We start from the raw sequence: 13,115 nt of genomic DNA on the forward strand, positions 1-13,115 counted from the left end.
CTCCGGCACGATCTATTGGGCAAAGTCGAACCAAGATGCTTAACAAGCCATGCATCCGGCCCGCTTATCCCCCTTAAAACCCCTATAACATGAAAAGATCATAATTTCGTGAGGAAAAGTCGCCCGGTCCGCGCCGTCCGGCAATCCTCCGCGAGAATCAATTGCCCACGACTTCGTGGGTGGAAACCGGCGATCCAGTCCCCCGCCTGAAAATGCGTTTACGGACCAGCGGAGCCCGCCGCCCCCACCAGCCGGCCCGGCAGATAGAGCACGAGCGATGCGGCTCCCTTGATCGCCGAAGCGCCGTCCGCCAGCACCGCCTGCCCCGTCGTCCGGTTCTCGCGCCCGTTCAGGGCGTTAAGCGAGAGCGTGCCGTCGCTGACCAGAGCCATGAGCGACGGCGAGGATGCAAAGACATTATGCGCGCCGCCATCCAGATCGGTCGCGTCGATCACCGCGATCCCGTATTTCTGAAGTATCGGAATGCTGGTGCCGTCCCCTACCCGCGCATGGCCGCCCGTGATGAAGGACGAGACGCCCAGCGCCCGATCGCTGCGCGATGTCATTACCGCTGTCGGACGCGGCATTGGGTCGATGTCCCTTATCTGCTTTTCAAAGACGTCGAGATCGATATCCGGTGCCGCGAGCAACAGCGCGGTGATGCGGCGCAGCACATGCTTTTCGCCACGCAGGGACAGGGTTCTCAAAGCCTCCATGGTGACGAAGCCGCCCATCGAGTGGCCGACGAGCACAACGCGCTCGGCCTTGCTGCGGGCGACAAGTTCGAGCAACCGGGCCAGACCATCCCGCGCAAAGTCCGCGCTGTCTCGATCATAGACATAAAGGCCCAGATCGCCGCCGGACGGCCAGGCATATTCGACCGCCACCGACTTCATCTTGTAATCATGGACGAACTGCGCGGTGCGGAATGTGCTGTCGGCAAAATTATTGTTGTAGCCATGCACGAAGATCAGGATTTCCCTGTCCTTCGGCCCCTGCCTCGCAAGGGCGGCATTCAATTGTGCGAGAAACTGCTCCGCATCCTCGTATGGCTGGAATGCGGTTGCCGCGAAATTTTTGGCCGGGTCGGGCTTGTAGCCGGTCGACTCCACCTGCCCTTTCACATGGGCCGCCGGAATGCCGACATCGACCTGCGCGAAATTGAGCGTCTTGGAGCGATTTGAATTGTAGGGCTGCGAGAAATCGTCGGAGCGCTGGCGGCTCGTTGCAACATAGATGGGAACCACAGCCGCCGGTTTCGCCGGTTTGATAATGGCGGCTTCCGCCGCCGCCACCGATTGCGGGCTCGAATTGGGACCGTGCCACAACACGGCGCGCGGCGTGTCACAGCCGGCAAGAATCAAAAACGTTGCAAGCACACCAAGAAGAGCGTGTCGGGTCATCGTCGCAGCGATCCGTTCCTGTCATCCGGTTCCGCGCGATTGAAAACAGGAAATCGGGTCCTTGGCAATGCATGGTCAGGTGGCAGGTTTTCCGCCGCCGCGATTTAAGGCGGAGGACGGCTTGCGTGAATGATGGAAAATTCCGTTCGCGTTTGCGGTGAAAGTTGGAATGGAAACATGCCGGATGGCAATGGGTTTGCGAAGCAATGCCTTCAGATCGCATTCGCACCGGCTATCATGGATGCCCGGCTATCATGGATGCATTGTCGGCCATAGCAGCGAAAGGAGATCACGCATGAGCCACTATCTGCTCGCCAGCGGCGATCTTCTTGTCATTGCGGCGATCATCCTGTCGGTTGCCTATCTGTCCTGGAAACAATTTTCCAAGTAGCAGGCCCACGGTTCGGCAATTCCACGATTTTCCTGAAGAAGGCGGTCCGGCGCCACTTTCGTGTCAACGTTCAATCTATCGATTTGTTGAGAGGAAAGTGGCGCGAGTGACGGGGCTCGAACCCGCGACCTCCGGCGTGACAGGCCGGCACTCTAACCAACTGAGCTACACCCGCGCATTTCTCGGCAGCCCTGAGGCTGCGTCGCACCGGCGTTTCCGTCCGGTGTGAGCGGTCGTTTAAGGGGTTCTCGAACAAGTGTCAAGCGCGTGTTTGGAGAAGATTTGCGATATTGGAAAAATCATTCACAGGACGTTTCAACGCCCGTGCAATGTCAGCAATTTCGAGCATTCCCAGTTAAATTGAATCAATGGAAATGCTTGTTCTTTTTCTGCGCATTATCCCGCGCAAAACCGCTTCGCACTTTTTCTGGAAATGCTTGCTCTTGCGCATTATCCCGCGCAAAACCGCTTCGCACTTTTGCTGGAAATGCTTGCTCTTTTTCTGCGCATTATCCTACGCAAAACCGCTTCGCACTTTTGCTGAAAATGCTGGATGAAAAGAAGTGAAACGGCGGTGGGCGCCACTTTCGTGTCAACGTTCAATCTATCGATTTGTTGAGAGGAAAGTGGCGCGAGTGACGGGGCTCGAACCCGCGACCTCCGGCGTGACAGGCCGGCACTCTAACCAACTGAGCTACACCCGCGCATTTCTCGGCAACCTTGCGGCTGCGTCGCACCGGCGTTTCCGTCCGGTGTGAGCGGTCGTTTAAGGGGTTCTCGGACAAGTGTCAAGCAAGGGTCATGAAGAAAGGATAAGAATTTTCGATTTTGCTGCGGAACGCCTGTTTTCCGGGCATTTTCAATGACATCAAACTTATCCACAAGCGCCGCCATGGCCCCGGAATCAGTCCGGTTTCCAGAATCATCGCCACCCGCGACGGAGAGTGCCTGTTTCTCCGCTACTAAAGCGCTAGAATCTCGTTGCTTGCTTTCAGGCAAGTGACGTAGTTCACTGAAACCGGACCGGAGTTCAATAAAAGACAATCATACCGACAATCGATCCCGGTCATATCCAGATGCCCGGCCCGGAAACTACTTCGACGGGCGCTTTATCTCTCTGTTTGTACGCATCGCATTTTTCCGAAGCAGGTTTCTACTTTCGGACATTTCAATTGAGTTTCGACATTGGGAGGAGAATATATGTCGGCTTATCGGATCACACGGCGCGCGGGCCTCGCGCTCGGCCTTTCCATCCTGTCAGCATTCGCACTTGGCAGCCCTGCCCGTTCACAGACATTTCCAGACCGGGTGGTGACCATGGTCGTGCCGTTTGCGGCTGGCGGCTCGACGGACGTGGTTGCCCGCGTCATCGCGGCAAAAATGTCGGAGATTCTCGGCCAGCAGGTCATTATCCAGAATGTCGGCGGCGGCGGTGGCAGCCTTGGCGCTGCGAATGTCGCGCGGGCCGACCCGGACGGCTATACGATTCTGATGGGCACCGTGGCGACGCACGCGCTCAATCCGCTGATTCTGAAGACCAAGCCTTATGACGCGGAAAAGGACTTCGCTCCGATCTCGCTTCTGGTGATCGTTCCCAATGTGCTGGTGGTCAATCCGGAGCTTCCGGTGAACTCCGTCAAGGAACTTGTCGACCTGCTGAAAGCCGAGCCGGAAAAATACAGCTATGCCTCGTCCGGCAACGGCACGCCGCTGCATCTGTCGGGCGAGCTTTTCAAGAAGATGGCCGGCGTTTCGATGCAGCACATACCCTACAAAGGGTCCGGCCCCGCTCTCAATGACGTCATCGGCAATCAGGTTCCGATCATGTTCGACAACCTGCCCTCCTCCTCGTCGCATATGAAGGGCGGTACATTGAAGGCCCTCGGCGTCACCACCAAGGAGCGCGCGCCGTCCTTCCCCGATGTGCCGACGATCGCAGAGACGATCCCCGGTTATGAGACCTATACATGGAACGCGCTGTTCGCACCTGCTGGAACCCCACCCGAGGTCGTGGCCAAGCTCAATGAAGCCGCGAACAAGGCCATGGAAGATCCAACCGTGAAGGAGCGCATGAAGGAATTCAGCGCCACCATCGTCGGCTCGACACCGGAAGAACTCGCCGCGCATGTGAGGGCCGAAATCGCCAAATGGACGCCGGTCGTCAAGGATGCCAACGTCCAGATCGACTGACCGCCCGCGCCTATTCGCTGCCGGTATTGCGCCATGGGTGCAATACCGGCAGTCATTCCACCTCCCACACCCTCCCCGCTTCCAGAGCCCCGAAGGACCAGATTCGTTCTCCCCTTGATTTAATACCGACCAGTTGGTATGATATAGTCAGGGAGTACGAAAATGGCACGCAAACAGAACCCATCGACCCGGTCCAATCTGCTTGATGCAGCGCTCGGCGTTATTCGCACCAAGGGTTATGCCGCAACGTCGGTCGATGACATCTGCGCCAGGGCATCGCTGTCGAAAGGCGCATTCTTTCACCATTTCTCCAGCAAGGAAGATCTGGCCGTTGCCGCCGCCAACTACTGGTCGGAGACAACGGGCGCGCTTTTTGCGGATGCCGCCTATCACGCTCCCGAAGACCCGCTTGAGCGCGTGCTGGCCTATGTCGAGTTGCGCAAGCAGCTCGTTCAGGGCGAACTGCCTGACTTCACCTGCCTCGTCGGCACCATGACGCAGGAGGTCTATGAGACCAACTCCGTCATCAGGGATGCCTGCTGGGCCAGCATTTCAGGCCATGCGGACACGCTTGTCCCCGACATTGCAGCCGCGATGGAGCGCTATCCGGTTGCCAGTGATTTCACCGCCGAAAGCCTCGCGCTTCATACGCAGGCGGTTATTCAGGGTGCCTTCATCATCGCCAAGGCAAGCGGCGATCCGCAGCGTGCGGTCGAAAGCATCGATCATCTCAAGCGATATATAAGCCTGCTTTTCAAACACCCCGCCAACACCCGCTGAAAGCGACAATGGGAGGAAACCATGCCCAGCACTATCCGCCTGCACCGCGTATTCGCCACCAAGCCGGAAAAGGTCTATCGCGCATTCATCGAGCCGGATGCCATGGCAAGCTGGCTGCCGCCCTATGGCTTTGTCTGCACCGTCCATGAGCTGGAGGCAAAGGTCGGCGGCAAGCACAGAATGTCTTTCCGGAACTTTACGACGGGCGAAAGCCATTCATTCGGCGGCACATATGTCGAACTCGTTCCGGGAGAAAGGCTCGTCTATACGGACAGTTTCGACGATCCGAACCTGCCGGGCGAAATGAAAGTCACGATCTCGCTGAAAGCCGTATCGGTCGGCACCGAAATCAATATCGAACAGCAGGGTGTGCCGGATATAATTCCGGCTGAAGCCTGCTATCTCGGCTGGCAGGAATCCCTCGAAAAGCTGAAGAAGCTGGTCGAGGCTGAAATCACCCAGTAATCCCGTTTCGGGGATCACGCGCGGGGCTAGCGGCAGAGGCCGCTGCCCCGCATCACCGAACGAATGAAATATCGGACAGAAAATTTCCCGTCTTCTTTGAGATACAACAAATCCGGTTCTCGCCTGTCACTCTAGAATGGCTCCAATGATGATGCGGCTGTCGTCATCATGCTTCGAAGCCTGACAGCCACGGAACAACAAGATGTCGGCAGAACCTGTCTCCCTCTCCCCCGTAATCGATGTCCGCACCATACCGCCGATTTCGCGGCATGCGACGATCTTCGCGATGATCGACGCGCTTGAGCCCGGCGAAGCGCTGGAAATCGTCAACGATCACGATCCGGTGCCGCTGCACCGTCAGCTCGAAACCCGCAATCCGGGCGCCTTCTCCTGGGTCTACAAGGAAACCGGCCCACTATGGCGCGTCGAGATCGGCCGCCGGAAAATCCATCATGGCGCAGACCATGAATGCAGCTGCGGCAATCACTGAAGTCTTGCAGACCCATGTCCGGGACGAATTGAGATGATCGGCGCGACGCTTTCCCGTTGGACCCTGTCCTATTTTACCGCTTCGCTGGCTTTCCTCGTCTTCGGGCTTGGATTGATGGCGGGTGGTTTCGGCTTTCCGGTTCATGGGATTCGCGCCGCCGAAACGCTCATCGTCGTGCATGCCGTTTCCATCGGCTGGCTGGCCCTGCTGATGAGCGGCGCACTGCTGCAATTCGTCCCGGTTCTGGTGAACCGCCCCTTATGGGGAAGCGGTGCAAGCCTCCCCGCCTTGCTTCTGCTGGTGACGGGCCTTTCCGGCCTGCTTGTCGGCTTTGCGGGCATGGCGGGGCTGACGGAAAGCCCGGCATGGCTGCTGCCGGTCTCGGGCATGTTGCTGACCTGCGGATTTTCCCTCATTTTCGCAATATTGGGCATGACGCTCTGGCTTGCCCGCCCGATCGCCCTGCCTGCGCGGTTCGTCGCGGCAGGCATCTGTTGTCTTCTGATAACGGCACTGCTTGGCAGTATTTTCACCTTCGCGCTGTCCGGCTTTACTGAGCAGGCCGTCCTGCTCGATATTACGGGATCGGCATTGCCGGTTCACGCCGCGCTTGGTCTTGGCGGCTGGATGACCTTTACCGCCATGGGCGTCAGCTACAGGCTTTTGACAATGTTCATGCTGTCGCCCGACGCCGTGCGGCAAACAACCAGAATCATATGGTGGGAAGGCGCTGCCGCCCTGACCATCCTTGCAGCCGGGATCGTCATCGCAGCGCTGGAAACGGGATCGACCGAAATTGCCGTCACGGCGGCTCTCGTTCCCGGCATTGCCTGCATCGCGCTTTATATCGTCGATATCCGCGCGATCTACCGGCAGCGCAAACGCAAGACGATTGAGCTGAACAGCGCGGCCAGCATTCCGGCCTTCATCGCGCTGGGGCTTTCGCTGCTGCTGGCTATCGCCCTTTTCTGGACAGAGGTCTCCGACCGGATGATTGCCGGTCTGGTCTATCTGTTCACCTTTGGCTGGCTCTCCGGCCTGAGCCTTGCCCAGCTCTACAAGATCATACCCTTCCTGACCTGGCTCGAATGTTATGGCCCAGTGATGGGACGCGCACCGACGCCGCGCGTGCAGGATATGGTCAGCGAGGGGCGCGCCCGCCAATGGTTCGCTCTTTATTATAGCGGCGTTGCTGTCGCGACGCTGGCCCTGATCGCCGGTTATCCGACCGTGTTTCGCCTTGCCGTAGCCTTAAGTCTCGCCGCCATACTCGCATTGACCGTGCAATTCTTTCGCGCCCGGCGGCTTCTTGATGTACCGCACGGCCTGCGTCTGCCAAAAGGGGCAACCCTGCCGCATCTGATCTATGCCGGTGAACCAATCTTCAGGAGATCGAAATGACACTCTCAGTTCAGGACATCGCACACCATGTGCTGGACGTGCGCCCGCTGATCAAGGGCGGCGTGGAACCGTTCAACGCCATCATGGAAGCAGTCGATGGCCTTGCGCCGGGACAAGGCCTCCTGCTGATCGCGCCGTTCAAACCGGCACCGCTTTTCAGCGTCATGGAGCGGAAAGGCTTTTCGGCAAAGGCCGAGCCTCTGGAAAACGGCGACTGGCAGGTGCTTTTCAGCCCGGCGGCGGATGCTGCGCCGGAGTTGCAGTTTTCCGAGAACGTCGTTTCGCCGGATGTCTGGCCGGAGCCATCGCGCTATCTCGACTGCTCAGACATGCAGCCGCCGGAACCCATGGTGCGCATTCTGGCCGAAGTGGAGGATATGCCCGCCGGTGCGGTTCTGTTCGCCCTCCTGCACCGGGAGCCTTTGTTCCTGTTTCCCGAGCTTGAAAAACGCGGCCATGCATGGGTCGGCAATTTCGATGAAACCGGCAATGCCTATCGCATCATGATCCGCGTCGGAGAGCCGGGGTAGATGCCATGCAGCACATAGCCCATGCCCGGCTGGAGCAGCAGATCATCGACAGTCTGCGTCTGGTGCTCGATCCCGAACTCGGTTTCAACCTGATCGATCTCGGCATGATCTACAGCATCGACATAGATGATGGCGGCAAGGTCGATATCAGCATGACGACAACGACGCCCGGTTGCCCCGCAGCCGGTTTTCTGACCGATGCCGTGCGCGCCAGCGTCGAATCTGTCGAAGGCATTCGGGCGGTGAATGTCGAGCTGACCTATGAACCGGAGTGGATGCCCGAGATGGCAGCGCCTGAAGTACAGGCCCGATTTGGCGAGTAATCCAAGGTCACGCAAACCCCTCATCGAAACCAGCGAATGGCGCCAGACTGTTCGCTGGTTTCTCTTTGGGCGGAACCCTTTGTCAAAAAGCCTTTGCGCCAGCGCAAACAAGGCGGAACATAAATCAAGAACTGAAGATAAGCTATTGATATTGTGTGGTTAATATTACCCGATTTTCTGCATCACCTTGATCGCAGTCAAGGACCATCCACACGGCCTTTTCTATAGTCGGCATGACAGAGCAGGAAATGCTCGGTCCTATCGTAAAGGAGAGTATCGATGGTCGACCAGATGCAAATCAGCCGCCGCAGCATATTGGCGGGAGCCGCCCTCGCAGGGGCGCTTGCGCCGGTGCTGGCAACAACATCGGCCTGGGGACAGGGCGCGGTGAGAAAGGCAAGTGCTGCGGAGATTGCGGCGCTGCCGCGCCAGAAGGTGGAGTTGGTGGACCCTCCCTTCGTGCACGCCCACACCCAGGTTGCCGAGGGTGGCCCAAAGGTGATTGAATTCACCATGGTGATCGAGGAAAAGAAGATCGTCATCGATGACGCGGGAACCGAAGTTCACGCCATGGCATTCAACGGCACGGTTCCGGGACCGCTGATGGTGGTGCATCAGGACGATTATGTCGAGCTGACGCTCATCAACCCCGAAACCAACACGCTGATGCACAATATCGATTTCCACGCCGCAACGGGTGCGCTTGGCGGCGGCGGGCTGACGGAAATCAATCCGGGGGAAAAGACCATCCTGCGCTTCAAGGCGACCAAGCCCGGCGTCTTCGTCTATCACTGCGCACCTCCCGGAATGGTTCCCTGGCATGTCGTCTCGGGCATGAACGGCGCGATCATGGTGCTGCCGCGCGAGGGATTGCATGACGGCAAGGGCAAGGCCCTGACCTACGACAAGATTTATTATGTCGGGGAGCAGGATTTCTATGTGCCGCGTGACGAGAACGGGAAATTCAAGAAGTATGACGCGCCGGGCGACGCATATGAAGACACCGTCAAGGTCATGCGCACCCTCACCCCGACCCATGTCGTGTTCAACGGCGCGGTCGGCGCACTGACGGGCGACAAGGCGATGACGGCGGCGGTTGGCGAGAAGGTCCTGATCGTCCATTCGCAGGCCAATCGCGATACCAGACCGCACCTCATCGGAGGTCACGGAGATTATGTCTGGTCGACCGGCAAGTTCAACACGCCGCCCGATGTTGATCAGGAAACCTGGTTCATTCCGGGCGGTGCAGCCGGAGCAGCTTTCTATACGTTCCAGCAGCCCGGCATCTATGCCTATGTGAACCACAACCTGATCGAGGCCTTTGAACTTGGCGCAGCAGCCCACTTCAAGGTCACGGGTGAATGGAACGACGACCTGATGACATCGGTTCTGGCCCCGTCGGGCACATAAGGCCAATGCACGAAGGCGCTTCGCCTCCCGGAGCGCCTTTGGCAAATCTTCCCCAACTGTTGCTTTGCAAAGAAAGGCTCGGGGCTGCATCCGCCTGCCTCCCGGATGGATGCGGTCCCCTGTTATCCGATGAACAAATGCAAAGGAAAGAAGTGCCTGCGAGAGCTTGCGGTGGCCGTTCCGGCGGTTCTGCTGGCAGTTGTGGCGGGGCTGTTCGTCGTTGACGCCGTAGGACGTCCGGGTCAATCGCTGCCGGGCGCATCCGCGCTGCGTCCCGAAACGGTTGTCATTACGCCCCGCACCATGACCTATCGGGCCGATGGCGACTTCCAGAAGAACAATTACCCCGTCGATGCCCCGTTGACGACGCGCAGGCTGTCACGGCCATTCGAGATCATGAAATATCAGGTCGGCACGGCCGACTACGAGCTTTGTGTGGAGGATGGCGCATGCCAGCCTGCCGAGGCCCTGCCGCACAATCACGATGCATCGGCTGCCGAGGCGCCGGTCGTCGGCGTGAGTTACGATGATGCACTGGCCTATGCCGACTGGCTGTCGCGCAAGACCGGCGAAAACTGGCACCTGCCGACGGACGAGCAGTGGGCTTTCGCCGCAGGGTCGCGCTTTCCCGACGATGCGCTTGGCATCGAGGACGATGCCGCAAGCAATCCTGCAATCCGCTGGCTGAGGGATTATGAGAAACAGAGCGCCCGCAAGCTGGACAGAAGCCCCGCGCGACGCCCCGCCGGTGCCTTCGGCGTCAACGAACTGGGAGTAGCCGACATTGCAGGCAATGTGTGGGAATGGACGCAGACCTGCCACCGCCGCGTCAATATCGATGCCTATGGCAAGCAGGTTGCGGAAGTGCCGTCGTGCGGGGTTTATGTGGTCAATGGCAAGCACCGCGCGGCGATGAGCTCGTTTATCCGCAACCCGAAAACCGGAGGATGCAGCGTCGGCGTCCCGCCCGACAATCTCGGTTTCAGGCTGGTGCGTGACAACCGCTGGTATGCCGTGGTGTGGAAGCGTATCCAGAACATAGGTGCATGAGCTGTGAATGCCCGGTCCCCGGCTGCGAAAACAATTCCAAGCCCGCTGTGCTGTGCTAAGGTGAACATGGGTCTTGGAGTGTGAGAAAATGCAATGTCCATGATAGATCGCGGACTTGTCAGGAAACTGTCCCTGTTCGCCAAAATGAGTGATGGCGAACTCGACAAGCTTGTTTCATATGCAACCACAAAGCGCGTTCTGCCCGGAGAGGCGATTTTTGAACAGGGCGACGATGCCGTCCTGTTCTATCTGCTCCTGCACGGGCGATTGAAGGTCAATCAGGTGACGCCGGACGGACAGCAGATCATCGTCCGCATGGTGCATCCGGGCGACCTTTTCGGCTTTGCGCGCGCCTTGCAGAGAAGCGATTATCCCGGCACGGCGGTCGCCGTGGCGGAGAGCATCGTTCTCGCCTGGCCAACCGAGCTTTGGGACTATTTCGTCGAGCAGAATCCCGGTCTGGCGATGAATGCGATCCAGACCATCGGCAAGCGACTGGAAGAAGCCCATACGCGCATCCGCGAAATGTCGACGGAAGAAGTCGAGCGGCGTGTCGCGCACACGGTTCTGCGCCTCGCGCGTCAGGCCGGACGGAAAGAGGAAGACGGTATCCGCATCGATTTCCCGATCACGAAGCAGGATATCGCCGAAATGACCGGGACGACGCTGCATACGGTGTCGCGCATTCTCACCGGCTGGGAAGGACAGGGATTTGTTCGCGGCGGACGCCAGAAACTGACCGTTCTCAATATGTCGGGCATCAGGCGGCTGGCCGATGGCGAGCGATAAGGCGGCGGAAAACGCCTGAAAATCGAGCGAAAACAGCCGCCGAAATCCAAGCAAAATTCAATCAAAACAAATATTTAAAGATATTTCTTTTCAAAGAGATTCGGGACGACGGGCAGCGCATTCGTGGCTCCCGTCTCCCTCGCCTACTGACCGAGGAAAAGGACGGCGGCAATTACGATGGAAGCCGCAACGGCGGACAGGGTGCCCGCGCCCTGCAAGGCTCCCATACGATAGAGAACCAGTGAAAAACCGATGATCGCCGGTGTCGCGACGATGAGCCCGATCTGTGCGTCCGTCATTGAAGTTTCCTTTGCTATGGTGGCGATACACTGGCCCGGTCAGTGCGTTTGTTCTTTGCCAAAACGCAAAGAAGCTCCCGATTGCGGGCGCTAGGCATGTTCCATGTCTGGAACCGAAGATTTGACCATAGTTGCAACGGGTTCGGAGGATCGCCCCGAAGACGATCTCCTGCTCTGGATCCTGGTGTGGAGCGAGCTTGCCGCCTTCGCAATCCTGCTGACCGCTTTCATGGTGATGTCGATCATCGACGTGGAAGGCGTGACGCAGCTGCGTTCGCATCTGAGCCCAGCCCTCGCCGCAACCAACACCGTCGTGCTTTTGATGAGCGGCTGGCAGGCGGCAATTGCCGTGCGCAGGCGCAACGATTTGAGCAAGGCTCGCCGTCCGCTTTTATATGCCGCATTTTTCGGTCTCGTTTTCGTGGCGATCAAGCTCGTGGAATATTCGCATGAAATCGAGTTCGCGGGCGATGATGCCGCGGGCTCCTTCTTCGAGCTTTATTTTCTGCTGACCGGCTTTCACCTGATGCATGTGCTGTTCGGGTCGGTGGTGCTGGCGCTGGTCGCATGGCGGCCGACACGATCCAATGTCCTGCTGATCACGACGCTCTGGCACGCCATCGACCTCGTATGGCTGGTGATGTTTCCTGTCCTTTACCTTGCCTGAGGCCCACAGTGTCCGATCGCGCTTCTTCGCTCACCCGAACATTCATTGTCCTCGTTCTCCTTGCCCTGAGCGGCGCATTCATCGCAGCCACCAGCGCAGGAATGCTCGCAGCCGTCGTCATCGTTCTGATCCTCGCCTTCGCGAAGGGCTGGTTCGTCATCCTCGACTTCATGGAGATGCGCGGGACGGACGGCCTTTTGAGGCCTGCCTTGCTGGCCTGGCCTGCGCTCCTGCTGGCGCTTGCGCTCGGACGTTCCATTCTTGTCCGCATCCTCTTGTAAACAACTGTTCCATCTCCCGTTCTGCGCTTTTCTGGAAACGCTCCAGTCTTTGCCAAATCGCAAAGAAGGCTTTTGCCCGACCGATAGAACGGTCCTGTCCCGTGATGCTGGCGAGGGGAAATGACCAGCCACATTATCGACGGGGGAATTTGCCGGGCTTTGACCCCGGCCAATGAAAGGACGAAGGGATGGCAGAACGCCTAACCAAGACCGGCGCTCGAAACGTCTTCTACGGCGGGTCTATTTTCTTTTTCGCGATCTTCGTGGGGCTGACGGCGCACAGCCACTACTACATGAAAACGACGTCCACGGATGAATCGACGCTGACGGCATCCGTCGCCCGCGGCAAGCACATCTGGGAGAAAAACTCCTGCATCAACTGCCACACGCTGCTGGGTGAAGGCGCCTATTTCGCGCCCGAGCTCGGCAATGTCTGGAAGCGCTGGGGCGGGGAAGAAGACCCCGAAGGCGCACGCGAGACAATGAAAGCGTGGATGCAGGCACAACCCACCGGGATCGAAGGGCGTCGCCAGATGCCCCAGTTCAACCTGAGCGAACAGGAACTCAACGATCTGGCTGATTTCCTTGAATGGACCAGCCGCATCAAGACGCAGGACTGGCCGCCCAACGAGGCAGGCTGAGCGCG

15 protein-coding genes and 2 tRNA genes are annotated in these 13,115 nt (G+C 58.6%); 13 read left to right on the plus strand and 4 right to left on the minus strand.

What is annotated here, in order from left to right; all coding sequences use genetic code 11:
* Positions 1-218: 218 nt before the first annotated feature.
* The 3 genes from JNC63_RS05310 to JNC63_RS05320 form a co-directional block, all read right to left on the minus strand.
* A complete protein-coding gene (locus JNC63_RS05310; RefSeq protein WP_006466587.1) occupies positions 219-1,403 on the minus strand; it encodes an alpha/beta hydrolase in 1,185 nt (394 codons plus the stop codon).
* A gap of 489 nt (positions 1,404-1,892) precedes the next feature.
* Positions 1,893-1,969 (minus strand) — tRNA-Asp (locus JNC63_RS05315).
* 452 nt (positions 1,970-2,421) lie between these two features.
* A tRNA-Asp gene (locus tag JNC63_RS05320) sits at positions 2,422-2,498 on the minus strand.
* 496 nt (positions 2,499-2,994) lie between these two features.
* Between JNC63_RS05320 and JNC63_RS05325 the strand changes: the two genes are divergently transcribed.
* The 10 genes from JNC63_RS05325 to JNC63_RS05370 all read left to right on the plus strand — a co-directional run bounded on the left by JNC63_RS05325 (position 2,995) and on the right by JNC63_RS05370 (position 11,222).
* A complete protein-coding gene (locus tag JNC63_RS05325; protein ID WP_039852526.1) occupies positions 2,995-3,984 on the plus strand; it encodes a Bug family tripartite tricarboxylate transporter substrate binding protein in 990 nt (329 codons plus the stop codon).
* Between the two features lie 162 nt (positions 3,985-4,146).
* Positions 4,147-4,764: a TetR/AcrR family transcriptional regulator gene (locus JNC63_RS05330; RefSeq protein WP_006466581.1), complete on the plus strand. Its 618-nt coding sequence runs from the start codon at positions 4,147-4,149 to the stop codon at positions 4,762-4,764.
* Positions 4,765-4,785: 21 nt separating this feature from the next.
* Positions 4,786-5,229, plus strand: a complete 444-nt coding sequence (locus JNC63_RS05335; RefSeq protein ID WP_006466580.1) for an SRPBCC family protein — start codon at positions 4,786-4,788, stop codon at positions 5,227-5,229.
* A gap of 202 nt (positions 5,230-5,431) precedes the next feature.
* Entirely contained in the window at positions 5,432-5,719 is a 288-nt protein-coding gene (locus JNC63_RS05340) for a DUF2249 domain-containing protein (protein ID WP_006466579.1), read from the plus strand.
* Positions 5,720-5,752: 33 nt separating this feature from the next.
* Positions 5,753-7,120 carry a hypothetical protein gene (locus JNC63_RS05345; RefSeq protein ID WP_006466578.1) on the plus strand — a complete coding sequence of 456 codons (1,368 nt, stop codon included), beginning with the start codon at positions 5,753-5,755 and terminating at the stop codon, positions 7,118-7,120.
* Positions 7,117-7,650: a DUF2249 domain-containing protein gene (locus tag JNC63_RS05350; RefSeq protein ID WP_006466576.1), complete on the plus strand. Its 534-nt coding sequence runs from the start codon at positions 7,117-7,119 to the stop codon at positions 7,648-7,650. The genes JNC63_RS05345 and JNC63_RS05350 overlap by 4 nt, the downstream gene beginning before the upstream one ends.
* 5 nt (positions 7,651-7,655) lie before the next feature.
* On the plus strand, positions 7,656-7,973 hold the full coding sequence (locus JNC63_RS05355; RefSeq protein ID WP_006466574.1) for a metal-sulfur cluster assembly factor: 318 nt from the start codon (positions 7,656-7,658) through the stop codon (positions 7,971-7,973).
* Positions 7,974-8,252: 279 nt separating this feature from the next.
* The gene (gene nirK, locus JNC63_RS05360; RefSeq protein ID WP_006466572.1) at positions 8,253-9,383 is read left to right on the plus strand and encodes a copper-containing nitrite reductase; all 1,131 of its coding nucleotides are present in this window, start codon (positions 8,253-8,255) and stop codon (positions 9,381-9,383) included.
* Positions 9,384-9,512: 129 nt separating this feature from the next.
* Entirely contained in the window at positions 9,513-10,433 is a 921-nt protein-coding gene (locus JNC63_RS05365; RefSeq protein WP_006471815.1) for an SUMF1/EgtB/PvdO family nonheme iron enzyme, read from the plus strand.
* Positions 10,434-10,526: 93 nt separating this feature from the next.
* Entirely contained in the window at positions 10,527-11,222 is a 696-nt protein-coding gene (locus JNC63_RS05370) for a Crp/Fnr family transcriptional regulator (RefSeq protein ID WP_006466568.1), read from the plus strand.
* A gap of 143 nt (positions 11,223-11,365) precedes the next feature.
* Here the strand turns inward: JNC63_RS05370 and JNC63_RS05375 are convergent, their stop codons facing one another.
* A complete protein-coding gene (locus JNC63_RS05375) occupies positions 11,366-11,521 on the minus strand; it encodes a hypothetical protein (RefSeq protein WP_006466567.1) in 156 nt (51 codons plus the stop codon).
* A 103-nt stretch (positions 11,522-11,624) separates the two neighbouring features.
* On the opposite strand from JNC63_RS05375, the gene JNC63_RS05380 reads away from it, so the two are divergent.
* From JNC63_RS05380 to JNC63_RS05390, 3 genes are all read left to right on the plus strand, one after another.
* Positions 11,625-12,188, plus strand: a complete 564-nt coding sequence (locus JNC63_RS05380) for a cytochrome c oxidase subunit 3 family protein (protein ID WP_006466565.1) — start codon at positions 11,625-11,627, stop codon at positions 12,186-12,188.
* 8 nt (positions 12,189-12,196) lie between these two features.
* Entirely contained in the window at positions 12,197-12,469 is a 273-nt protein-coding gene (locus JNC63_RS05385; RefSeq protein WP_006466564.1) for a cytochrome C oxidase subunit IV family protein, read from the plus strand.
* Positions 12,470-12,657: 188 nt separating this feature from the next.
* Positions 12,658-13,110 carry a c-type cytochrome gene (locus tag JNC63_RS05390; RefSeq protein ID WP_006466562.1) on the plus strand — a complete coding sequence of 151 codons (453 nt, stop codon included), beginning with the start codon at positions 12,658-12,660 and terminating at the stop codon, positions 13,108-13,110.
* The last annotated feature ends 5 nt before the right edge of the window (positions 13,111-13,115 follow it).

The organism is Brucella ciceri (genome assembly GCF_041930145.1).
Taxonomy (GTDB): Bacteria; Pseudomonadota; Alphaproteobacteria; order Rhizobiales; family Rhizobiaceae; genus Brucella; species Brucella intermedia.

Coding starts and splice junctions, on each gene's coding strand:
- JNC63_RS05310 (WP_006466587.1), bottom strand. CDS start 1,403: ATGACCCGACACGCTCTTCTTGGTGTGCTTGCAACGTTTTTGATTCTT.
- JNC63_RS05325 (WP_039852526.1), top strand. CDS start 2,995: ATGTCGGCTTATCGGATCACACGGCGCGCGGGCCTCGCGCTCGGCCTT.
- JNC63_RS05330 (WP_006466581.1), top strand. CDS start 4,147: ATGGCACGCAAACAGAACCCATCGACCCGGTCCAATCTGCTTGATGCA.
- JNC63_RS05335 (WP_006466580.1), top strand. CDS start 4,786: ATGCCCAGCACTATCCGCCTGCACCGCGTATTCGCCACCAAGCCGGAA.
- JNC63_RS05340 (WP_006466579.1), top strand. CDS start 5,432: ATGTCGGCAGAACCTGTCTCCCTCTCCCCCGTAATCGATGTCCGCACC.
- JNC63_RS05345 (WP_006466578.1), top strand. CDS start 5,753: ATGATCGGCGCGACGCTTTCCCGTTGGACCCTGTCCTATTTTACCGCT.
- JNC63_RS05350 (WP_006466576.1), top strand. CDS start 7,117: ATGACACTCTCAGTTCAGGACATCGCACACCATGTGCTGGACGTGCGC.
- JNC63_RS05355 (WP_006466574.1), top strand. CDS start 7,656: ATGCAGCACATAGCCCATGCCCGGCTGGAGCAGCAGATCATCGACAGT.
- nirK (WP_006466572.1), top strand. CDS start 8,253: ATGGTCGACCAGATGCAAATCAGCCGCCGCAGCATATTGGCGGGAGCC.
- JNC63_RS05365 (WP_006471815.1), top strand. CDS start 9,513: ATGAACAAATGCAAAGGAAAGAAGTGCCTGCGAGAGCTTGCGGTGGCC.
- JNC63_RS05370 (WP_006466568.1), top strand. CDS start 10,527: ATGTCCATGATAGATCGCGGACTTGTCAGGAAACTGTCCCTGTTCGCC.
- JNC63_RS05375 (WP_006466567.1), bottom strand. CDS start 11,521: ATGACGGACGCACAGATCGGGCTCATCGTCGCGACACCGGCGATCATC.
- JNC63_RS05380 (WP_006466565.1), top strand. CDS start 11,625: ATGTCTGGAACCGAAGATTTGACCATAGTTGCAACGGGTTCGGAGGAT.
- JNC63_RS05390 (WP_006466562.1), top strand. CDS start 12,658: ATGGCAGAACGCCTAACCAAGACCGGCGCTCGAAACGTCTTCTACGGC.